Genomic DNA, 22,074 nt, shown 5'->3' with positions numbered 1-22,074 from the left:
CCGCGTGACGAGCGGGAGATTTTTGGCGTGAGAACGCCGCTGGCGAACGGGAGTCCGCTGGCGCAGAGGGGATAAGTGACTAAAAGAGGCGGCCAGCCCGGGCTTTGCGCAGGGCTGTACGCCAGGCGCCAGCGGGTTATTCGGCTGGCGTCTTCGGTTCGGCAGGTTTGGCCACTTCGGCTTGATTCAGCAGTGCCGCTTTTGCGGCTTGCTCATCGGCGTAAACCTGTTTTGCCAGTCGCGCATTCTTGAAGCGGCGGCGCAGCCACAGACCCACGCCAAGAATCAGCAGCGCGCCGAGCACCCACAGCTCGTACTTCTTGATGCTGCCGAGCATGCCTTCGAGCACCGCACCGAAGTGGTAGGCGGCGGCCGCCAGCGCGGTTGCCCAGATTGCCGCGCCGATGCCGTTCAGCAGCAGGTAACGTCCCGGCGGGTAACCCGACAGGCCGATCGCCACCGGCATCACCGTGCGCAGGCCATAAACGAAGCGGAAACTCAGGACCCAGATGTCCGGATGTTTGCGGATATGTTCCAGCGCGCGGTCGCCCATCATCTGCCAGCGCGGTTTGCGCGCGAGCAATTTGCGCCCGTGCTTGCGCCCCAGGAAGTACCACAGCTGATCGCCGGCATAGCTGCCGAAGAACGCCACGACCACCACCAGGTTGATGTCCATGTATCCACGGAACGCGAGGAAGCCTGCGAGCACCAGGATGGTTTCGCCTTCGAAGAACGTGCCGAGGAACAAGGCAAAGTAGCCAAAGTCATGCAGAAATTGTTGGAGCATTGTCTGGGTGCTGGCGAAATGAACGCGCAGCCTAACCCTTCGGACACATTCATGAAAGTGTCCAAATGTGTCTCGACGTGAACAATTCCTACGCTAACAATGGAATGCGGCTACATGTCACGGGGTACGCACAACTGTAATCTGTTGGTCATAATGGCCGTCTATAACTGTCACGCTCGCCCGTTTGCGCGGGCTCAGGAGTCCGCCGTGAGCTTTACCCCTGCCAATCGTCTGTTCCCTGCCACTCGCCTGCGTCGCAACCGTCGCGATGATTTTTCGCGTCGGCTGGTGCGGGAAAACGTGCTGACGGTCGATGACCTGATCTTGCCGGTGTTCGTGCTCGATGGTGTAAACCGTCGCGAAGCCGTGGCCTCGATGCCCGGTGTCGAGCGCCTGACCATCGACCTGCTGCTTGAAGAAGCGGCGAAATGGGTCGAGCTGGGAATCCCGGCGCTGGCGTTGTTCCCGGTCACGCCTGTCGAACTGAAATCCCTCGATGCTGCCGAAGCCTGGAACCCTGAAGGCATTGCCCAGCGCGCCACTCGCGCGTTGCGTGAGCGTTTCCCGGAATTGGGCGTGATCACTGACGTCGCCCTCGATCCGTTCACCACCCACGGGCAGGACGGCATTCTCGACGAAGAAGGCTACGTGCAGAACGACATCACTGTCGACGCACTGGTCAAACAGGCTTTGTCCCACGCCGAAGCCGGCGCGCAGGTCGTGGCGCCGTCGGACATGATGGACGGCCGCATCCAGGCGATCCGCGAAGCACTGGAGATTGCCGGTCACATCAACGTGCGGATCATGGCCTACTCGGCCAAGTACGCCAGCGCCTATTACGGGCCGTTCCGCGATGCCGTGGGTTCGGCGGCGAATCTGGGCAAGGCCAACAAGGCCTCGTATCAGATGGACCCGGCCAACAGCGACGAAGCGCTGCACGAAGTCGGCGCGGACTTGTCTGAAGGCGCGGACATGGTCATGGTCAAACCCGGCATGCCGTACCTGGACATTCTTTTGCGGGTAAAAGATGCCTTCAAAGTGCCGACCTTCGTCTATCAGGTTAGCGGCGAATACGCCATGCACATGGCGGCGATCCAGAATGGCTGGTTGAGCGAGGCGGTAATTCTTGAATCTCTGACCGCCTTTAAACGTGCCGGCGCTGATGGCATCCTGACTTACTTTGCTGTCCGTGCCGCTCAATTGTTACGAGAGCAGAAATAGCCCTCCCAGGAACATTCGATGAATACCGAAGGACTCACTGAAGTTGCAGTAAAAGAAGCTCAACCGGTGGTGGAGCAAATCACCGAAACCCCGCCGGAACTCGAGCCTGCGCCACCCGCGCCGGTCACCGAAGCCGTTGCGGCGGCGCCAGTGATTGCGATCCCGGGCCTGGATGACAGCAGCCTGTACATCCACCGCGAGCTCTCGCAACTGCAGTTCAATATCCGCGTGCTGGAACAGGCGCTGGACGAGTCCTATCCGTTGCTGGAGCGGTTGAAGTTCCTGCTGATTTTCTCCAGCAACCTCGACGAATTCTTCGAAATCCGCGTCGCCGGCCTGAAAAAGCAGATTACCTTCGCCCGCGAACAGGCCGGTGCCGACGGTCTGCAACCGCATCAGGCGCTGGCGCGGATCAGCGAGCTGGTGCACGGTCACGTTGACCGCCAGTACGCGATCCTCAACGACATCCTGCTGCCGGAGCTGGAAAAGCATCAGGTGCGCTTCATCCGTCGCCGTCACTGGACGACCAAGATCAAGACCTGGGTGCGCCGTTATTTCCGCGACGAGATCGCGCCGATCATCACCCCGATCGGCCTCGACCCGACGCACCCGTTCCCGTTGCTGGTGAACAAGAGCCTGAACTTCATCGTCGAACTGGAAGGTATCGACGCCTTCGGTCGCGATTCCGGTCTGGCGATCATCCCGGCACCGCGCCTGCTGCCACGGATCATCAAGGTCCCGGAAGAAGTCGGCGGCCCGGGCGACAACTATGTGTTCCTGTCGTCGATGATCCACGCCCACGCCGATGACCTGTTCCAGGGCATGAAGGTCAAGGGCTGCTACCAGTTCCGCCTGACCCGAAACGCCGACCTGGCGCTCGACTCCGAAGATGTCGAAGACCTTGCGCGCGCCCTGCGTGGCGAGCTGTTCTCTCGGCGTTACGGCGATGCAGTGCGCCTGGAAGTCGCCGACACTTGCCCGAAACACCTGTCGGACTACCTGCTCAAGCAGTTCAACCTGAGCGAGACCGAGCTGTATCAGGTCAACGGCCCGGTCAACCTGACCCGTCTGTTCAGCATCACTGGTCTGGACAGCCACCCGGAGCTGCAATACACGCCGTTCACCCCGCAGATCCCGAAACTGCTGCAGAACAGCGAAAACATTTTCAGCGTGGTGAGCAAGCAGGACATCCTGCTGCTGCACCCGTTCGAGTCGTTCACCCCGGTGGTCGACCTGCTGCGTCAGGCGGCGAAAGACCCGCATGTTCTGGCCGTGCGCCAGACCCTGTATCGCTCCGGTGCCAACTCGGAAATCGTCGATGCGCTGGTGGACGCCGCGCGTAACGGCAAGGAAGTGACCGCGGTCATCGAACTGCGCGCCCGCTTCGACGAAGAGTCCAACCTGCAACTGGCCAGCCGTCTGCAAGCGGCCGGTGCGGTGGTGATTTACGGCGTGGTCGGTTTCAAGACTCACGCCAAGATGATGCTGATCCTGCGTCGCGAGGCCGGTGAGATCGTGCGTTACGCGCACCTCGGCACCGGTAACTATCACGCCGGCAATGCGCGTCTGTACACCGACTACAGCCTGCTGACCTCCGACGACGCCTTGTGCGAAGACGTCGGAAAACTGTTCAGCCAGTTGATCGGCATGGGTAAAACCCTGCGTATGAAGAAGCTGTTGCATGCGCCGTTCACCCTGAAGAAGGGCATGCTCGACATGATTGCCCGGGAAACCCAGTTCGCCGTCGAAGGCAAACCGGCGCACATCATCGCCAAGTTCAACTCGCTGACCGATCCGAAGATCATTCGCGCGCTGTACAAGGCCAGCCAGTCCGGCGTACGCATCGATCTGGTGGTGCGTGGCATGTGCTGCCTGCGTCCGGGCATCGCCGGGGTTTCGCACAACATCCATGTGCGCTCGATCATCGGTCGCTTCCTTGAACACACCCGAGTGTTCTACTTCCTCAACGGCGGCGAGGAGCAGATGTTCCTCTCCAGCGCCGACTGGATGGAGCGCAACCTCGACAAGCGCGTCGAGACTTGCTTCCCGGTGGAGGGCAAGAAGCTGCTGACCCGCGTGAAGAAAGAGCTGGAGCTGTATCTGACCGACAACACTCACAGCTGGAGCCTGCAGTCGGATGGCCGTTACATCCGCAACACACCAACCGGCAACCAGAACCCGCGCAGTGCGCAGGCGACGCTACTGGAGCGCCTGGGCAGCCCGATTCTGCCGGTGAGCAGCTGACCTTCAGCCCAATAAAAAAGGCGATCCTTGCGGATCGCCTTTTTTGTGCCTGTCGTTCACCTACCTGTGGCGAGGGAGCTTGCTCCCGCTGGACTGCGCAGCAGGCCTATGCTTTCAAAGGAAGGGCCGCTTCGCGCCCCAGCGGGAGCAAGCTCCCTCGCCACAAGGTTATCAGTGGACTGTTAGCACGATGCCCACCCGCGTCAGCCAGTCGGCTTCGAGGCCAAAGTCGGCCTGAGTCAGCTGGTTTTCGTCCAGCCAGTTCTCCGGGAATTCCACGTCGAGGGTGTTGCCTTTGGCATGCAGCGTCACTTGCGGCATCGCCTGGGTACCACGGATGTGGTGGAACAGGATCGCGAAGCGCAGCAGTACGCACAGGCGGATCAGCTTGTCGCCGTCGTCACCGAACTCGGCGAACTTGTCCTTGGGGATGTTGCGACGATGGCCGCGCACCAGCAGGGCGAGCATTTGCTGGTCCTCGCGGGAGAAACCGGCCAGATCCGAGTGCTCGATCAGGTAGGCGCCGTGCTTGTGATAGTGGTAGTGCGCGATGTCGAGGCCGACTTCGTGGACCTTCGCTGCCCAACCGAGCAATTCGCGCCAGATGCCGTCATCCAGCTCCCAGTCTGCGGCGACCTGATCGAAGGCGTGCAGGGCTTTGCGTTCTACCCGCGCCGCTTGCTCCAGATCGACGTGATAGCGCTCCATCAGCGAAGTCAGGGTGCGTTCACGCACGTCTTCGTGATGATGGCGGCCGAGCAGGTCGTAGAGCACGCCTTCACGCAGCGCGCCTTCGCAGTGATCCATGCGTTGCAGTTCGAGGGCGTCGAAGATCGCTTCGAGAATCGCCAGGCCCGCCGGGAAAATCGCCCGACGGTCAGGCTTGATGCCTTCGAAGTCGATCTTGTCGACGTCACCCAGTTTGAACAGGCGACGTTTGAGCCAGGCCAGACCTTCGGCGTTGACTTCGCCGGTGCCATGCCCGCCGGCCTTCAGCGCCAGACCGATGGCGCGGATGGTGCCCGAGGAGCCGATGGCTTCATCCCAGGTCAGGCGGTGCAGGGCGTGCTCGATGCTCATGATCTCCAGCCGCGCCGCGGTGTAGGCCTGGGCGTAACGGGCCGGGGTGATCTTGCCGTCCTTGAAGTAACGCTGGGTGAAGCTGACGCAGCCCATTTGCAGGCTTTCGCGCAGCAGCGGTTCAAAACGCTGGCCGATGATGAATTCGGTACTGCCGCCGCCGATGTCGGCCACCAGACGCTTGCCCGGGGTGTCGGCGAGGGTGTGCGAAACGCCCAGATAAATCAGGCGCGCTTCTTCACGGCCGGAGATGACTTCCACCGGGTGACCGAGGATTTCTTCGGCGCGGTGGATGAATTCCAGGCGATTGCGCGCTTCGCGCAGGGCGTTGGTGCCGACGATCCGCACGGCGCCCAGCGGCATGCCGTTGATCAGTTGGGCAAAACGCTTGAGGCAGTCGAGGCCGCGCTGCATCGATTCTTCGTTGAGATGGCGCTCATCGTCGATGCCGGCGGCGAGCTGCACTTTCTCTCCGAGGCGCTCCAGGATGCGGATTTCACCGTTCTGGGCCTTGGCCACGACCATGTGGAAGCTGTTGGAGCCCAGGTCGATTGCGGCGATCAGGGACAGATTCTTGGCTTTGGATTGCGGCATGGTCAGGGGGTCTCGGTCGATAACCCCGCCATCGTGCCACGATCAAACGCTGACGCCAACGCGCATGGTTCAAACCGTTGATCCTGCGCATAAAAGCTTGAGACCGCGGCGCGGCCATTCGCGAGCAAGCCCGCTCCCACAGGTTTTGCGGCGAGCACACAATCATGTTCCGCCGCAGAACCCTGTGGGAGCGGGCTTGCCCGCGAAGGGGCCGCTAAAGTCCCTGAATAACCTTCAGGCTGTCGCTTCCACCGTGCCAATGAAGTTCGCCAGCTCCGCGGTCTGCGGATTGGCAAACAACACCTTCGGATCCCCCACCTCATGCACCTTGCCATGGTGCATGAACACCAGTTTGTCGCCGACTTCCCGGGCAAAGCGCATTTCGTGGGTGACCATGATCAGCGTCATCCCTTCCTTGGCCAGTTGCCTGACCACGGCGAGCACTTCGTTGACCAGTTCCGGATCCAGCGCCGAGGTGATTTCATCGCACAGCAACACTTTCGGCGACATCGCCAGCGCGCGGGCAATCGCTACCCGCTGTTGCTGTCCGCCGGACAAACGATCCGGGAAGGCATCGAACTTCTCCCCCAGCCCGACGCGCTCCAACATCTTGCGCGCCAGTTCGGCCGCTTTGGCCTTCGGTACTTTCTGCACCACTTGCGGCGCGAGCATCACGTTCTCGCCGACGGTCAGGTGCGGGAACAGGTTGAACTGCTGGAACACCATGCCGACTTTCTGCCGCAGGCTGCGCAGGTCGGCGCGGGCGGCGTCGAGGTACTCGCCGTCGACTTCGATCACCCCGTCGTTGATCGACTCCAGACCGTTGAGCGTGCGCAGCAGGGTCGATTTGCCCGAGCCGCTGCGGCCGATAATCGCCACTACCTGGCCTTCCTCGACGCTCAGGTCGATGCCTTTGAGCACATGATGGTCGCCGTAGTATTTATGCAGGGCGGAAATTCTAAGCAGAGGCATGCAGTCTCCTTTCCAGGTAGCGCGCACTGAGCGACAAGGGGTAGCAGAGCAGGAAATAGCCGAGGGCGACGAGGCCGTAGACCATGAACGGTTCGAAAGTGGCGTTGGCGAGCATGCCGCCGGTCTTGGTCAGCTCGGTGAAACCGATGATCGAGGTCACCGCAGTGCCCTTGACCACCTGCACCGAGAAGCCCACGGTCGGCGCCACGGCGATGCGCAGCGCCTGCGGCAGGATCACGTAGCGCAGTTGCTCCAGCGGATTCAGCGCCAGACTCGACGAGGCTTCCCATTGGCCATTGGGGATCGCTTCGACGCAACCGCGCCAGATCTCCGCCAGATAGGCGCTGGTGAATAATGTCAGGGCAATGGCTGCCGCCATCCACGGCGAGATCTCGATCCCGGCCAGCGCCACGCCGAAGAACACCAGAAACAGCTGCATCAGCAGCGGTGTGCCCTGGAACAGCTCGATCCAGGTGCGGGCAATATTGCTGGGCAACGGGTTTTTCGAGATGCGCATGATCAGAATCAGCAGCCCGACGATCCCGCCGCCAATGAACGCCACCAGCGACAACGCCAGCGTCCATTGCAGGCCGGTGAGCAGGTTGCGCAGGATGTCCCAGAAGGTGAAATCGCTCATCGGCTGCTCCTCGCGATATACCGGCGGCCGATCCAGTTCAGCAATTGGCGGATCAGCAGCGCCATGCACAGATAGATCAGCGTGGTCAGCGCATAGGTTTCAAAGGCGCGGAAGTTGCGCGACTGAATGAAGTTGGCAGCGAAGCTCAGCTCCTCGGTGGCGATCTGCGAACACACCGCCGAGCCGAGCATGACGATGATGATCTGGCTGCTCAGGGCCGGCCAGACCTTGCCCAGCGCCGGCAACAGAATCACGTGGCGGAACGCTTCGAAACGGCTCATCGCCAGTGCGGCAGCGGCCTCCAGCTGCCCGCGCGGAATCGCCTGGATGCCGGCGCGGATGATCTCGGTCGAATACGCACCGAGGTTGATCACCATCGCCAGCACCGCCGCCTGCCACTCGGAAATCTGCACCCCGAGCGACGGCAGGCCGAAGAAGATGAAGAACAACTGCACCAGGAACGGCGTGTTGCGGATCAACTCGACGTAGACGCCGAAGAGTGCCGAGAACGGGCGGATGTTCCACGCCCGTACCAGCGCGCCGACGATGCCCACGCCGACTCCGAGCACTGCGCCAATGGCCGTCAGTTCAATGGTGAACAGGGCGCCGCGCAGCAGCAGGTCGGTGTTTTGCACCACCGGCATGAAATCGAATTGATAAGCCATGAAGGTCTCCCGCGCAGTCGATCAGAGATCGGCCGGCAGCGGCTCTTTGAGCCAGGTCTGCGAGTTTTTCTCCAGCGCGCCGTCGGCCTTGGCGGTGGCGAGGATCTCGTTGACCTTGCCCAGCAGCGCCGGCTCGTTCTTGTTCACGCCGACGTAGACCGGCGAATCCTTGAGCTTCACTTTCAGCGCCGGCACGCGTTTCGGGTTCTTCTCGCTGATCGCGACCATCACCACGTTGCCGCTGGCGATCAGATCGACTTGCCCTGCGAGGTAGGCGGCGATGGTCGAGTTGTTGTCCTCGAAGCGCTTGATGGTCACGCCTTCGGGGGCGACTTTGCTCAGCTCGATGTCTTCGATGGCACCACGGGTGACGCTGATGGTTTTGCCCTTGAGGTCGTCGAGCGTGTTGATGACGGCATCAGGCGGGCCGAACACCGCGAGGTAGAACGGCGCGTAGGCGTGGGAGAAGTCGATGACTTTCTCGCGATCCGGGTTTTTGCCGAGACTGGAGATCACCAGATCGACCTTGCCGGTGGTGAGGAACGGGATGCGGTTGGTGCTGTTGACCGGCGTCAGCTCAAGTTTGACCTTGAGCTGGTCAGCCAGCAGTTTTGCCGTATCGATGTCCAGGCCACGGGGTTTCATGTCCGGGCCGACCGAGCCGAACGGCGGGAAGTCCTGAGGCACGGCGACTTTCAGTGTGCCGCGTTTGACCACGTCTTCCAGGCCATCGGCGTGGGCGGGGATCTGGCTCAGCATCAAGCTGGAAAACAGAGCGGCGAGGAGGGCTCGGTAACGCAGGGTCATGGCAAATCTCCGGATCGACGGGAAGTGATTTCTGCGATCGGACAGAGCATGCGCCGTGCCAATACCCGGTTTTATCCCCGGCAGGCCACGGGTTTTCCGGGTTTGTTCGGTCTTACTGGTCTGAACAGTCAGGTTGTATTTCGCACCCCGATAGCGCACCGGCAGCGGGCGCCGAACCCTGCTGGGGCACGACTTGCCGGAACCGGCGAATAGCTTTACAACTAGCCGCACCTTGGCCTGGCTCGTCTGAAAAACCATGAACTCGATCTCCCGCGCCGTACCCGAAGTGGCGCTGCAAGCCATACGCAAACTGATCACCGAACAGGGTTTTGGTGCGGGTGATGCGTTGCCGTCGCAACGGGATCTGGCGGTGCAACTGGGGGTCAGTCGGGCGTCATTGCGTGAGGCGTTGTCGTCGCTCAGTGCGCTGGGTGTGGTCAGCATCCAGCCAGGCAAAGGCGTGTTCGTACAGGCACCGGTGGAAATTGCGCAGGGTGACAATGCGCAGGGCTGGCCATTTGCAGCGCAGGCCTCGCCGCTGGACATCTTTCAGTTGCGCTATGCGCTGGAGGGCTTTGCCGCCGGGCTGGCGGCGGTGACCTTGAGCACGTTCGATCTGGATGCGCTGGAGGACAACGTCGCGGCGATGCGTGAGCAATTGAAGGCCGGCGACTTCGAGGCCGCGGCGAAACTCGACTTCGAATTCCACCGGCGCATTCTGCTGGCCAGCGGCAATCAGGCGATGCTAAGCATCCTCACCGCCAGCGCCGAGATCTTTCTGGAGAGCCAGAAGCTACCGTTCATCCGCGCCGAACGGGCGATGGAAACCTGGCAGGAACACCGCAAGATCCTTCGTGCCCTCGCGCGCCGCGCATCCGCTGCGGCCCAGAAGGCCATGCAGGAACACGTGCGCAACGCCGCCCTGCGCACCGGAATTTCCTTCATTGCCCCCGCCACGGCGTGACTTGGGCTATACCCAGACTCATCGAGTGCCATAGCAAGACTCAATCAACTGCGGCTTCCTGAACAGGGGAAGGGCGGCTATGATGGGCCACGTTTTTTTGCTTACAACCTGGAGAATTCCATGAGCAGCGATCTGATCAAACACGTTAGCGACGCCAGCTTCGAAGCCGACGTACTCAAGGCCGAAGGCGCTGTACTGGTCGACTACTGGGCTGAATGGTGCGGCCCTTGCAAAATGATCGCTCCGGTTCTGGACGAGATTGCCGAGACTTACAAAGGCAAGCTGACCGTCGCCAAACTGAACATCGACGAAAACCAGGAAACCCCGGCCAAGCACGGCGTGCGTGGTATCCCGACCCTGATGCTGTTCAAGAACGGCAACGTTGAAGCGACCAAGGTCGGCGCCCTGTCGAAGTCGCAACTGGCTGCTTTCCTCGACGCCAACATCTAAGCGTCGCAGTAAATCGCCGAAAAAAAGCCTCGCAATTTGCGGGGCTTTTTGCGTATTCAGGGCTAGACGCTCCGAAACTCAGGTGGTACATTCGGCCCCGCACTGGTTTCTCCACTGCCCCCTGCTAGCCGTCGCCGACGCACTCCTTTTCGAACAAGTTCGCGATCCTGTCGCCTTCTCCGCGGCGCGGCCTCATTAAGCCAAAAGCTTAATTTCCCCCCTCCATAAATGATTACGTCATTCCTATATGAATCTGACTGAACTCAAGCAAAAGCCGATTACCGAACTGCTCGAATTGGCCGAACAGATGGGCATAGAAAATATGGCCCGTTCGCGCAAGCAGGACGTGATTTTCTCCCTGCTGAAAAAGCACGCGAAAAGCGGCGAGGAAATCTCCGGTGATGGCGTGCTGGAGATTCTCCAGGACGGCTTCGGCTTCCTGCGCTCCGCTGACGCTTCCTACCTCGCCGGCCCGGACGATATCTACGTCTCGCCGAGCCAGATCCGTCGTTTCAACTTGCGCACCGGTGACACCATCGTTGGCAAGATCCGCCCTCCGAAGGAAGGCGAGCGTTACTTCGCTCTGCTCAAGGTCGACACGATCAACTTCGATCGTCCGGAGAACGCGAAGAACAAGATTCTCTTCGAGAACCTGACCCCGCTGTTCCCGACCGTGCGCATGAAGATGGAAGCCGGTAACGGTTCCACCGAAGACTTGACCGGTCGTGTGATCGACCTGTGCGCCCCGATCGGCAAAGGCCAGCGCGGTCTGATCGTTGCACCGCCGAAAGCCGGTAAAACGATCATGCTGCAGAACATCGCGGCGAACATCGCGCGTAACAACCCTGAAGTTCACCTGATCGTGCTGTTGATCGACGAACGTCCGGAAGAAGTGACCGAAATGCAGCGCACCGTGCGTGGCGAAGTGGTTGCCTCGACCTTCGACGAGCCGCCGACCCGTCACGTGCAGGTTGCCGAGATGGTGATCGAGAAGGCCAAGCGCCTGGTCGAACACAAGAAGGACGTGGTGATCCTGCTCGACTCCATCACCCGTCTGGCCCGTGCCTACAACACCGTGATTCCGAGCTCCGGCAAGGTGCTGACCGGTGGTGTCGATGCTCACGCCCTGGAGAAACCGAAGCGTTTCTTCGGTGCTGCACGAAACATCGAAGAAGGCGGCTCGCTGACCATTATCGCCACCGCGCTGGTTGAAACCGGCTCGAAGATGGACGAAGTGATCTACGAAGAGTTCAAGGGTACCGGCAACATGGAACTGCCTCTGGATCGCAAGATCGCTGAGAAGCGTGTGTTCCCGGCCATCAACATCAACCGCTCCGGCACCCGCCGCGAAGAGTTGCTGACCGCCGACGACGAACTGCAGCGCATGTGGATCCTGCGCAAGCTGCTGCACCCGATGGATGAAGTGGCTGCCATCGAGTTCCTGGTCGACAAGCTGAAAACGACCAAGACCAACGACGAGTTCTTCCTGTCGATGAAGCGCAAGTAACATCGCCGGTTGATCCGATAAAAATGGCGTCCCGTGCGGGGCGCCATTTTTTTGCCTGAATTTTGTCCGGATTATGGGAGGTTCCCGATCTGGTAAGGTCTGTGATCGGGCAATACAACCCGCAGCGCTTGCGAGCCTTTCGACTCGGGCTCGCGCTGTATAAAAAACCACCACCTGATTGGCATTAAAGATTTTATGAGCACACTCGCTTATCGAAGGGATATCGACGGCCTGCGCGCAGTCGCGGTGATCGCCGTGGTGCTGTTCCACTTTGGCGTCCCGGGGTTTACCGGCGGTTTTGTCGGCGTGGACGTGTTCTTCGTGATTTCCGGCTACCTCATCACCTCGATCATCTGGAACCAGCGTCAGGCCGGGCGTTTCAGCTTTGTCGAGTTCTGGGCGCGGCGTGCGCGGCGGATTCTGCCGGCGCTGTTTGCGATGATCATTGCGGTGCTGGCGGTGGGCTGGTTCCTGCTGGCGCCCAAGGACTATGAAGAGCTGGGGCGCTCGGTGCGCTATCAGGTGATGTTCGTCTCGAACATCCTGTTCATGCGCCAGGACGGCTATTTCGACGTTGCCTCTGACCTCAAACCGTTGTTGCACACTTGGTCGCTGGCGGTGGAGGAGCAGTTCTACATCATCTTCCCACTGCTGCTGACGTTGCTCTCGAGTCGCCTGAAACACTGGCGACTGGCGCTGTTCGGTTTGCTGCTGGTGTCGTTCGGGCTGAGTGTGTGGGCGATCCAGCATCATCCGGAAAAGGCTTTCTTCCTGTTGCCGATGCGCGCCTGGGAATTGCTCGCCGGGGCGATGCTGGCGGTCGCGCCGAAACACGCGTGGCGCTTGAAACCGATGGCTGCCCAGGCCTTGAGCCTGCTCGGCATGGGTTTGATCCTGCTGGCGGTGTTCGTCTACGACAAGTCGACGCCGTTTCCGGGGGCCACCGCGTTGTTGCCAGTGCTGGGCGTGGTGCTGCTGATTCTGGCCAACGGTCATCGCGAAACGCTGGTTGGTCAATTGTTGAGCAGCCGGGTGATGGTCGGCCTCGGTCTGATTTCCTATTCCTGGTATCTGTGGCATTGGCCGGTGTTTGTATTTTCCAGCTACGCCAGTGTTGATGAGCCGGGCGCGCTCGACACGGCCGGGTTGATCCTGCTGACCCTGGTGCTGGGTTATCTGTCGTGGAAGTTCGTCGAAACGCCGTTCCGTGAGCGGCGCTTGCTCGCCGGTCGTCGGCAGATTCTGTTGGCCGGTTTCTGCGGGATTCTGCTGCTCGGTCTGGCCGGGCAATCGCTGCGCTGGACCGATGGCCTGCCATGGCGCCTGTCCGAGCAGGCACTGCAATACGCCAAGGGTCGCGAATGGCGGCCGGAGCTGATGGCCTGTCTGGCGGATGACAAGACCCCGGACGACAAGCTGTTCTGCCATTACGGCATGACGGATCTGCCGACCCGTGCGATGGTCTGGGGCGACAGTCACGCCACGGCGCTGATCCCGGTGTTCGATGACGGTGCCAAGGCCCACGGTGTCAGCGTGATTCTGGCCAGTTCTCCGGGTTGTATTCCGGTCGACGGGCTGGAGCATGACGGTGTCTGTGCGCGCTTCAACAAGCGGGTCGAGCAGGGGCTGAAAACCCAATCGGTCAGCGATGTGGTGCTGGTCGCACGCTGGAGCCTGTATCTGTACGGCGACGCCAAAGGCGATCTCGGCCATGTATTGAGAACGCCTGACGGCCGCTACGACCGCGCCGACGCCGAACGACGTCTGGCTGAAGGCCTGCGCACTCGCGTGGCGCAATTGCGGGCGGCCGGGCATCGCGTATGGCTGGTGAAAGAGGCGCCGTTGCAGGCGTTCAGCCCGCCGTATCGGCTGACGCGGCTGGCGATGCTCGATCGCCCGGTGGATGACGTCGGGCTGGACGTCGAAGCGCACCACAAACGTCAGGTGTTCATCAGTCAGTTGTTCGCGCAACTGGCGCAGGAGGATCCGGCGGTGCGCGTGGTCGATCCGGCGCCGCGGCTGTGTGATGACAAAGGCCTGTGCCACGCCGAACTGGGCGGATACTCGCTGTACACCGATGACAACCACCTGTCCGAAGTCGGTGCGCGGTTTGTGGCGCCGATCCTCGAGCCGCTGTTTATCGGCCTGCAAGCCCGGGAAAACCGTGGAAAAACGCAGACCAATGCAGCCAAGTAAGCAGCGACAGGCTGCCACAGGCCGGCATAGCAGGTAGGATGTACGCCTATTTTGAGGGTGCCATCGTCAATGAAATTCAAGGATCTTCGGGATTTCGTGCAGCAGCTTGAGCAGCGCGGAGAGTTGAAACGCATCCAGATTCCCGTCTCGCCGGTGCTGGAGATGACCGAGGTGTGCGACCGCACACTGCGGGCCAAGGGCCCGGCGCTGCTGTTCGAGAAACCCACCGGCTACGACATTCCGGTGCTCGGCAACCTGTTCGGCACCCCCGAGCGGGTGGCCATGGGCATGGGCGCCGAGTCGGTCAGCGAACTGCGCGAGATCGGCAAGCTGCTGGCCTTCCTTAAGGAGCCGGAGCCGCCGAAGGGCTTGAAGGACGCGTGGTCGAAACTGCCGATCTTCCGCAAGATCATCTCGATGGCGCCCAAAGTCGTCAAAGACGCGGTGTGCCAGGAAGTGGTCATCGAAGGCGACGACGTCGACCTGGCGATGCTGCCGGTGCAGACCTGCTGGCCCGGCGACGTCGGCCCGCTGATCACCTGGGGCCTGACCGTCACCAAAGGCCCGAACAAGGATCGCCAGAACCTCGGTATCTACCGTCAGCAAGTGATCGGCCGCAACAAGGTGATCATGCGCTGGCTCAGCCATCGTGGCGGTGCGCTGGACTTCCGCGAGTGGTGCGAGAAGCACCCGGGCCAGCCGTTCCCGGTCTCCGTGGCGCTGGGCGCCGACCCTGCGACCATCCTCGGCGCCGTGACGCCGGTGCCGGACAGCCTCTCCGAATACGCCTTTGCCGGCCTGCTGCGCGGTAACCGCACCGAGCTGGTCAAATGCCGTGGCAACGACCTGCAAGTGCCGGCCACTGCCGAAATCATCCTCGAAGGGGTGATCCATCCGGGCGAAATGGCCGACGAAGGCCCGTACGGCGACCACACCGGTTACTACAACGAGGTCGACAGCTTCCCGGTGTTCACCGTCGAGCGCATCACCCACCGGATCAAGCCGATCTACCACAGCACCTACACCGGCCGACCGCCGGATGAGCCGGCGATCCTCGGCGTGGCGCTGAACGAAGTGTTCGTGCCGATCCTGCAGAAGCAGTTCCCGGAAATCACCGATTTCTACCTGCCGCCGGAAGGCTGCTCGTACCGCATGGCCGTGGTGACGATGAAGAAGTCGTATCCGGGGCATGCCAAGCGCGTGATGCTCGGTGTCTGGTCGTTTTTACGACAGTTCATGTACACCAAGTTCGTTATCGTCACTGACGACGATATCAACGCCCGGGACTGGAACGACGTGATCTGGGCCATCACCACGCGCATGGACCCCAAGCGCGACACGGTGATGATCGACAACACGCCGATCGACTACCTCGACTTCGCCTCGCCGGTCTCCGGCCTGGGCTCGAAAATGGGCCTGGATGCCACCCACAAATGGCCGGGCGAAACCACTCGCGAGTGGGGCCGCGTAATCGTCAAGGACGACGCCGTCACCCAGCGGATCGATGCCATCTGGAATCAGTTAGGAATAGATTGATGCGTGTAACCCTGCAGCCCTCCGGAGCGGTGCTTGAGATACGGCCCGGCGAGCGGATTCTCGATGGTGCGCGGCGCCTGGGCTACGACTGCCCGCAAAGCTGCCGCAACGGCAATTGCCATGTGTGTGCGGCGCTATTGGTGGAAGGCCGGGTCGAGCAGGCCGGCAAGGTGCATGACCACGGCGAGTTCTACACTTGCATAGCCGAGCCGCTGGAAGACTGCGTCCTGCTGTGGGATGGCGTGCTCGCGCTGGGAGAACTGCCGGTGCGCAGCCTGTCGTGTCAGGTCATCGAATGCCGGGATGTCGGCGGCGACACCTGGCGCGTACGCCTGCGTGCGCCGGCCGGCAAGCCCCCGCGTTATCACGCCGGGCAGTACCTGATGATCGAGCGTGAGAACGGCGAGAAGTCGGCGTTCTCCATGGCCTCGGCGCCGCACGGCGGGCGTGATCTGGAAATCCATGTGCTGGCGCGCGAAGCCAGTGCACTGAGCCTGATCGAGCAGTTGCAACGCAACGCGATGGTGCGCGTCGAGCTGCCATTCGGCGACACCCACCTCGCCGAGTTGCCTGACGGGCCGCTGGTACTGATCGCCGCCGGTACCGGCATGGGCCAGATCCACAGCCTGATCGAACATTGCCGCGCCAACGGTTTCAAACACCCGGTGCATCTGTACTGGGGCGTACGCCGTCCGGAAGATTTCTACGACATCGAGCATTGGGACGAATGGTTGAAGTTGCCCAACCTGTTCCTGCACAAAGTCGTCAGCGATCAGTGCGGTTGGGAAGGCCGCTGCGGGATGTTGCACCAGGCCGTGTGCGAAGACTTCGCCGATCTGAAGCCCCTGCACGTCTACGCCAGCGGTTCGCCGGCCATGGTCTATGGCACGCTGGATGCGCTGGTTGACGCGGGGATGGATGCCCATCAAATGCGCGCAGACGTATTCGCTTACGCTCCCCGTTCCTGATTCTTTATAACTCGCCATATAGCCGATCGGTATTTATGTAATTGCATAAATACCGCTAGGTTATATATCCAACAGGCAATCAATTAAGAATTGTGCCATGGCACTCAAATTGCCTTAAAACCTATGTGCCTTATTGTTACAGCGGTGCGTTCTATTAAGTAATTCTTTACCCGCGGGGAGCTGAACGCTATTCGCCATGAGCGCCATTGAAAACGCTTTTCTGAATTTGAATTACCCTCCGCGGCTCGATCTTGGGCCGCAGCTGACGCACGAACAACTTCTCGCTTCCATGCAATCGACCATGGCGCGCCACAAGGGCGGCCCGGTGTGGCTGTTCGCCTACGGTTCGCTGATCTGGCGTCCGGAATGTACGGCGGTGGAGCGGGTGCGCGGGCGAGTCCATGGCTACCATCGTGGCTTGTACCTGTGGTCGCACGAACACCGCGGAACGCCGGAAATGCCCGGGCTGGTGTTCGGTCTGGATCGCGGCGGTTCGTGCAGCGGCTTCGCTTATCGGCTGCCGGAAGACAACCTCGACAGTGCGCTGTATGCGCTGTGGAAACGCGAGATGCCGTTCCCGTCTTATCGCCCGCACTGGCTCAACTGCCGGCTCGAAGATGGCAGTCAGGTGCAGGCATTGGGATTTGTTCTAGAGCGACACCTGCCCAGCTATGCCGGCAACTTGCCGGATCACGTGCTGAGTCAGGTGTTCGAAAGCGCTTGCGGGCGTTACGGCACCACTCGCGATTATGTCGAGCAGACCGCCCACGCCCTGCGCAGCCACGCCATGCCAGACCGCAATCTGGAGGCGCGGCTCAAGCGCTGTAAATCACAAAGCGATCAAGCGACCGCTTCGCGGCTCTGACTGGCGACTTGCTTGTGCCATAGCGTCGGAGCCAGGAAGGCCATCGACAGCAGGCAAGCGCCCACCAGCAGGACAAAACCGCCGTCCCAGCCGAAGTGGTCAACGGTGTAGCCCATCGCTGCACTTGCCGCGACCGAACCACCCAGGTAACCGAACAGACCGGTGAAGCCTGCAGCCGTGCCGGCGGCTTTCTTCGGTGCCAGTTCCAGCGCCTGCAGGCCGATCAGCATCACCGGGCCGTAGATCAGGAAGCCGATCGAGAACAGCGCGATCATGTCCACGGTCGGGTTGCCAGCCGGGTTCAGCCAGTAAACCAGGGTCGCCACGGTCACCAGCGCCATGAACACCATGCCGGTCAGGCCACGGTTGCCACGGAAGATCTTGTCCGACATCCAGCCGCACAGCAACGTGCCCGGAATGCCCGCCCACTCGTAGAAGAAATAGGCCCACGAGGTTTTATCCACGGTGAAACCCTTGGCTTCTTTCAGGTAGGTCGGCGCCCAGTCCAGTACGCCGTAGCGCAGCAGGTAGACGAAGACGTTGGCCATGGCGATGTACCAGAGCATTTTGTTGCGCAGCACGTATTTGACAAAGATTTCCTTGGCGCTGAATTCGTCTTCGTGGCTGGCGTCGTAGCCTTCCGGGTAATCGTTCTTGTACTTCTCGATCGGCGGCAGGCCAACCGATTGCGGGGTGTCGCGCATGGTGATGAAGGCAAACACCGCCACGCCCAGCGCTACCGCTGCCGGTACGTAGAACGCCGCGTGCCAGTCGTTGAACAGGCCCATGCCGAGCAGAAACAGCGGGCCGATCAGGCCGCCGCCGACGTTATGCGCCACGTTCCACACCGAAACCACGCCGCCACGTTCCTTCTGCGACCACCAGTGCACCATGGTGCGTCCGCTCGGCGGCCAGCCCATGCCCTGAGCCCAGCCGTTGATGAACAGCAGGATGAACATCATGGTCACGCTGGACGTCGCCCACGGCGCAAAACCGAAAATGAACATCACCCCGGCCGACACCAGTAAGCCGAACGGCAAGAAGTAACGCGGGTTGGAACGGTCGGACACCAGGCCCATCAGGAACTTTGACAGACCGTAGGCAATGGCGATGGCCGACATCGCCAGACCCAGATCGCCACGGCTGTAGCCCTCGTCGATCAGGTACGGCATGGCCAGCGAGAAGTTTTTGCGCAGCAGGTAGTAACCCGCGTAGCCAAAGAAGATACCGGCGAAGATCTGCCAGCGCAGGCGTCGGTAAGTGCTGTCTATTTTTTCTTCAGGCAATGGAGCCTGATGTGCGGCAGGACGAAAGAAAGCAAACATTCAAGAGCTCCAGATTTCTTGTTTTGACTGCGGATGCGAATGTTACAGTTTCGTTACCGAAAATAGCACCGCTTCGCATCGACCAAATAGCGGAAAATGTTGGAAGTCGCGTGTTCCTTTACGAACCTGTCGCTCAGCTGTAAGAACAGGGCGTTTTCACTACGTATGAGCATGAGGTGACTTAGACTCGCGGCCCGTTCAACCGATTGATCAGCCGAGATAAGAAATGTCACTGAAGGTTCGCATGTTGGTGCCAAGATTTTTGGCGGCAGCGGGACTTGCCGTCGTGTTGCTGACATTGATCGTCACCGATCATCCCGCCTATTCCGGTCTGCGCAACGCCACGGTGCTGATCATTCGGCATGCGGAAAAACCGGATACTGGATCGGCGCTTAATACTCGAGGCGAACAGCGAGCGGCCGCCTACGTCGACTATTTCAATCCGCTGAAACTCGACGGCCAGACACTCACGCCCCAGCGTTTGATCGCTGCCGGCGATACCCCGCAGAGCTCGCGCTCGCGCCTGACCCTGACCCCGCTGGCTCAGCGCCTGAACCTTGCGATTGAGCAGCCCTACGCCAATGGCGACCTGCATCAACTGGTCAAACTGTTGCGCAAGAGCAATCAGGCGCAGACGGTACTGATCGCCTGGCACCACGGCCACATCAATAAACTGCTGAAAGCCTTTGGCGGCGACCCCACAGCGCTGATGGGCCAGGAAAAATGGCCGGACGATGTCTTCGACTGGCTGATCGTCCTGCGCTTTGATGACAAGGGCCGGCTGATTCCGTCGCGCAGCTTGAAGGTGCAGGAGCATCTGTTGCCGGGCGATTTTGCAGGGCCGAACGGCGGCTAAACGTCCGTCAGAAAATTTACCTGCTGCCATTTGCCCAACGGTTTCGTCAGATTTCCCATCGGGATCAGGAAATGTCCTGCATCCAAAAGCGAAGCTGCGCCATTCAGTTAAATGGCAGTGCTCCGTAACCTTTCTGTTGTTGCCGGACAGGCATCTCAATAGGGAAGGGGCGCGATCATGCGGTGGTTTTTTGCGGGGCTTTTATTGACGATCTTCAGTCTGGCACTGGCGGCAGAAGGATTACTCATACCTGAAAACAATCCTCAGCCGATTTACCCGAAGAGGTTGTCCAGGGCAGGGGTCGGAGGCGAGGTCAGGGTCAGCTTTATCGTCAAGGCCGATGGCTCGGTCAGCGCTATCGACATCGTGCAAAGTGATCACCCCGATCTGGCTGAGGCGGTCAAAGACGCCATAACACAGTGGCGCTTCAGGCCCTGGACGGTTGAAGACGGTCGGCCTGCGGAACAGCCCGTCGTGGCGCCGATGCACTTTCGATTGGCCAGGAACCAGCCGATCGACATCAACCAGTGGCTGAGGTCAGTAAAGTGTCGCGTCATCAATGACAGTTTCAGGAACATGCCTGAGCACGCGTGGGTCGACGCAGAAGTGTTTAATTACACCCGTGCTTACGTTTCCAACGTGATTCTCAAGAGTCAGTTGGCCGATGAACAACGTCTGGCAATCATCGCCAAGATGAACCGGCGCGTACCGATGATCGTCAGAGGCTGCCGGGAAGCCCCTATGCGTAGCTACATGAGTTTTCTGCCGGGAGAGGTTCGTGAGTTGCTTTGATAGCCAGCGACGCTGTGTTGCTGCCTGGCGCGAATCAGGCCGGCTCCGAGAGGTCACCGGCCGTAATAAACTCAGCGCACCTGCACCACCACCTTGCCCACCGCCTTGCGCTGCCCCAGATCGTTGATCGCCTGCGCCGCATTGCTCAGCGGATAAACCTGCGACACCAGCGGTTTCAACTTGCCCTCGGCGAACCAGCCGAACAGTTGCTGGAAGTTCGCCGCGTTGTCCTGCGGCTGACGCTGGGCGAAGGAGCCCCAGAACACGCCGAGTACTGCTGCGCCCTTGAGCAGTGCGAGGTTGACCGGCAGTTCGGGGATGCGCCCGCTGGCAAAGCCGACCACCAGCAGGCGGCCGTTCCAGGCGATGGCGCGGATGGCCTGGTCAAATAGGTCGCCACCGACCGGGTCGTAGATCACGTCGGCGCCCTGGCCGTCGGTGAGGCGTTTGATTTCGTCCTTGAGGCTGGTTTCGCTGTAGTTGATCAGCTCATCGGCGCCGGCGGCCTTGGCCACCGCGAGTTTTTCCGCGCTGCTGGCGGCGGCGATGACCCGGGCGCCCATGGCTTTACCGATTTCCACTGCCGCCAGACCGACGCCACCGGAAGCGCCGAGCACCAGCAGGGTCTCGCCCGGTTGCAGGTTGGCCCGTTGCTTGAGGGCGTGCATCGAAGTGCCGTAGGTCATGCTGAACGCGGCGGCGGTGTTGAAATCCATCGACGGCGGGATCGGCAGCACGTTGTAGCCCGGCACCGCGACCTGTTCGGCGAAGCTGCCCCAGCCGGTCAGGGCCATGACCCGGTCGCCAACTTTCAGATGGCTGACCTTTTCACCGACGGCGCTGACCACGCCGGACGCTTCGCCACCCGGCGAAAACGGGAAGGGCGGCTTGAACTGATACTTGCCCTCGATGATCAGCGTGTCCGGGAAGTTGACCCCGGCGGCGTGCACCTCCAGCAGGATTTCGTTCTTCTTCGCGACAGGACTGGCGACGTCTTCCAGCACCAGCGATTCGGCAGGGCCGAAGGCTTTGCACAGCACGGCTTTCATCAGGGCTATTCCTTTGGGAGTGATGGCCGATAAGTGTAGGTGTGTCAGTCAACGGGTCAACGAGCATGCCCGGCCCTGATAGTCAGCCATAAGCTTGTGCTTGCGCGGCGGGTCGTTATGCTAGGCCGCAAACCGGATAAGGAGCGAATTGTGAAAGCGTGGATCATGTTGTTGCTGGCCCTGTCTCTGCCTGTGGCAGCGCTGGCCGAAGAAGCCAAAGAAGGCGAGGCGCCGAAGGTCAACTACATCACCCTGAGCCCGCCGTTCGTGGGCAACTACGGGCTGGACGGCACGCCGAAGCTGAAGGTCTACAAGGCCGACGTGGCGCTGCGTGTAACGGGCGAAGAGGCGACCAAACTGGTCAAGGCCAACGAGCCGCTGATCCGCAATCAACTGGTGGCGCTGTTCACTCAGCAGACGACCGAGGCGATGGGCAGCATCGAAGGCAAGGAAAAGCTGCGTCAGGAAGCCCTGAAGCAGACCCAGCAAGTGATGAATGACGAGACCGGCAAGCCGGTGGTTGAAGATCTGTTGTTCAACAACCTGATCATTCAGTAAC

Annotated in this window: 20 protein-coding genes; 12 read left to right on the top strand and 8 right to left on the bottom strand. The window is 60.8% G+C overall.

The window, feature by feature from the left end; all coding sequences use genetic code 11:
* Window positions 1–136 precede the first annotated feature (136 nt).
* On the bottom strand, window positions 137–787 hold the full coding sequence (locus tag CKW11_RS11720; RefSeq protein ID WP_027610469.1) for a DedA family protein: 651 nt from the start codon (window positions 785–787) through the stop codon (window positions 137–139).
* A gap of 207 nt (window positions 788–994) precedes the next feature.
* Between CKW11_RS11720 and hemB the strand changes: the two genes are divergently transcribed.
* Window positions 995–2,008, top strand: a complete 1,014-nt coding sequence (hemB, locus tag CKW11_RS11715) for a porphobilinogen synthase (RefSeq protein WP_095137641.1) — start codon at window positions 995–997, stop codon at window positions 2,006–2,008.
* A gap of 18 nt (window positions 2,009–2,026) precedes the next feature.
* Complete coding sequence (gene ppk1, locus CKW11_RS11710; RefSeq protein WP_041072035.1) at window positions 2,027–4,252, top strand: polyphosphate kinase 1; 2,226 nt, start codon at window positions 2,027–2,029, stop codon at window positions 4,250–4,252.
* Between the two features lie 171 nt (window positions 4,253–4,423).
* Here ppk1 and ppx read toward each other — a convergent pair whose 3' ends face one another.
* The 5 genes from ppx to CKW11_RS11685 all read right to left on the bottom strand — a co-directional run bounded on the left by ppx (window position 4,424) and on the right by CKW11_RS11685 (window position 9,007).
* Complete coding sequence (gene ppx / locus CKW11_RS11705; protein ID WP_027610472.1) at window positions 4,424–5,926, bottom strand: exopolyphosphatase; 1,503 nt, start codon at window positions 5,924–5,926, stop codon at window positions 4,424–4,426.
* 234 nt (window positions 5,927–6,160) lie between these two features.
* Entirely contained in the window at window positions 6,161–6,898 is a 738-nt protein-coding gene (locus CKW11_RS11700; RefSeq protein ID WP_095137640.1) for an amino acid ABC transporter ATP-binding protein, read from the bottom strand.
* Window positions 6,885–7,535, bottom strand: coding sequence for an amino acid ABC transporter permease (locus tag CKW11_RS11695; protein ID WP_095137639.1), 651 nt, complete (start codon window positions 7,533–7,535; stop codon window positions 6,885–6,887). Before CKW11_RS11695 ends, CKW11_RS11700 begins: the two co-directional genes overlap by 14 nt.
* A complete protein-coding gene (locus tag CKW11_RS11690) occupies window positions 7,532–8,200 on the bottom strand; it encodes an amino acid ABC transporter permease (protein ID WP_095137638.1) in 669 nt (222 codons plus the stop codon). The genes CKW11_RS11695 and CKW11_RS11690 overlap by 4 nt, the downstream gene beginning before the upstream one ends.
* Window positions 8,201–8,221: 21 nt before the next feature.
* Window positions 8,222–9,007, bottom strand: a complete 786-nt coding sequence (locus tag CKW11_RS11685) for a transporter substrate-binding domain-containing protein (RefSeq protein ID WP_095137637.1) — start codon at window positions 9,005–9,007, stop codon at window positions 8,222–8,224.
* Window positions 9,008–9,263: 256 nt separating this feature from the next.
* Here CKW11_RS11685 and CKW11_RS11680 point away from each other — a divergent pair, with 256 nt between their 5' ends.
* The 7 genes from CKW11_RS11680 to CKW11_RS11650 all read left to right on the top strand — a co-directional run bounded on the left by CKW11_RS11680 (window position 9,264) and on the right by CKW11_RS11650 (window position 17,493).
* Window positions 9,264–9,971, top strand: a complete 708-nt coding sequence (locus CKW11_RS11680) for a FadR/GntR family transcriptional regulator (protein WP_095137636.1) — start codon at window positions 9,264–9,266, stop codon at window positions 9,969–9,971.
* 120 nt (window positions 9,972–10,091) lie between these two features.
* Complete coding sequence (gene trxA, locus CKW11_RS11675; protein WP_003206727.1) at window positions 10,092–10,421, top strand: thioredoxin TrxA; 330 nt, start codon at window positions 10,092–10,094, stop codon at window positions 10,419–10,421.
* Window positions 10,422–10,668: 247 nt separating this feature from the next.
* The gene (gene rho, locus CKW11_RS11670) at window positions 10,669–11,928 is read left to right on the top strand and encodes a transcription termination factor Rho (protein ID WP_003229334.1); all 1,260 of its coding nucleotides are present in this window, start codon (window positions 10,669–10,671) and stop codon (window positions 11,926–11,928) included.
* 195 nt (window positions 11,929–12,123) lie between these two features.
* Complete coding sequence (locus CKW11_RS11665; RefSeq protein WP_095137635.1) at window positions 12,124–14,124, top strand: acyltransferase family protein; 2,001 nt, start codon at window positions 12,124–12,126, stop codon at window positions 14,122–14,124.
* 69 nt (window positions 14,125–14,193) lie between these two features.
* Window positions 14,194–15,660 carry a 4-hydroxy-3-polyprenylbenzoate decarboxylase gene (gene ubiD / locus CKW11_RS11660; RefSeq protein ID WP_003229330.1) on the top strand — a complete coding sequence of 489 codons (1,467 nt, stop codon included), beginning with the start codon at window positions 14,194–14,196 and terminating at the stop codon, window positions 15,658–15,660.
* Window positions 15,660–16,628 (top strand): CDP-6-deoxy-delta-3,4-glucoseen reductase, encoded by a 969-nt coding sequence (locus tag CKW11_RS11655; protein ID WP_095137634.1) that lies wholly within the window; start codon window positions 15,660–15,662, stop codon window positions 16,626–16,628. The genes ubiD and CKW11_RS11655 overlap by 1 nt, the downstream gene beginning before the upstream one ends.
* 196 nt (window positions 16,629–16,824) lie before the next feature.
* Entirely contained in the window at window positions 16,825–17,493 is a 669-nt protein-coding gene (locus CKW11_RS11650; RefSeq protein ID WP_095137633.1) for a gamma-glutamylcyclotransferase, read from the top strand.
* Here CKW11_RS11650 and glpT read toward each other — a convergent pair.
* Window positions 17,469–18,818: a glycerol-3-phosphate transporter gene (gene glpT, locus CKW11_RS11645; protein WP_007911178.1), complete on the bottom strand. Its 1,350-nt coding sequence runs from the start codon at window positions 18,816–18,818 to the stop codon at window positions 17,469–17,471. The two genes, CKW11_RS11650 and glpT, sit on opposite strands and share 25 nt — an antisense overlap.
* A gap of 226 nt (window positions 18,819–19,044) precedes the next feature.
* Between glpT and CKW11_RS11640 the strand changes: the two genes are divergently transcribed.
* Both CKW11_RS11640 and CKW11_RS11635 read left to right on the top strand, forming a co-directional pair.
* A complete protein-coding gene (locus CKW11_RS11640; RefSeq protein WP_095137632.1) occupies window positions 19,045–19,674 on the top strand; it encodes a flagellar basal body-associated protein FliL in 630 nt (209 codons plus the stop codon).
* Between the two features lie 177 nt (window positions 19,675–19,851).
* Window positions 19,852–20,466 (top strand): energy transducer TonB, encoded by a 615-nt coding sequence (locus CKW11_RS11635; RefSeq protein WP_095137631.1) that lies wholly within the window; start codon window positions 19,852–19,854, stop codon window positions 20,464–20,466.
* Window positions 20,467–20,537: 71 nt separating this feature from the next.
* Here CKW11_RS11635 and CKW11_RS11630 read toward each other — a convergent pair whose 3' ends face one another.
* A complete protein-coding gene (locus CKW11_RS11630; protein ID WP_095137630.1) occupies window positions 20,538–21,515 on the bottom strand; it encodes an NADPH:quinone oxidoreductase family protein in 978 nt (325 codons plus the stop codon).
* A 150-nt stretch (window positions 21,516–21,665) separates the two neighbouring features.
* Here CKW11_RS11630 and CKW11_RS11625 point away from each other — a divergent pair, with 150 nt between their 5' ends.
* Window positions 21,666–22,073: a flagellar basal body-associated protein FliL gene (locus CKW11_RS11625; protein ID WP_027610485.1), complete on the top strand. Its 408-nt coding sequence runs from the start codon at window positions 21,666–21,668 to the stop codon at window positions 22,071–22,073.
* The last annotated feature ends 1 nt before the right edge of the window (window position 22,074 follow it).

Source organism: Pseudomonas sp. Irchel s3a10 (assembly GCF_900187525.1).
Lineage (GTDB): Bacteria > Pseudomonadota > Gammaproteobacteria > Pseudomonadales > Pseudomonadaceae > Aquipseudomonas > Aquipseudomonas koreensis_G.
This window is presented reverse-complemented; position numbering and strand designations above follow the sequence as displayed.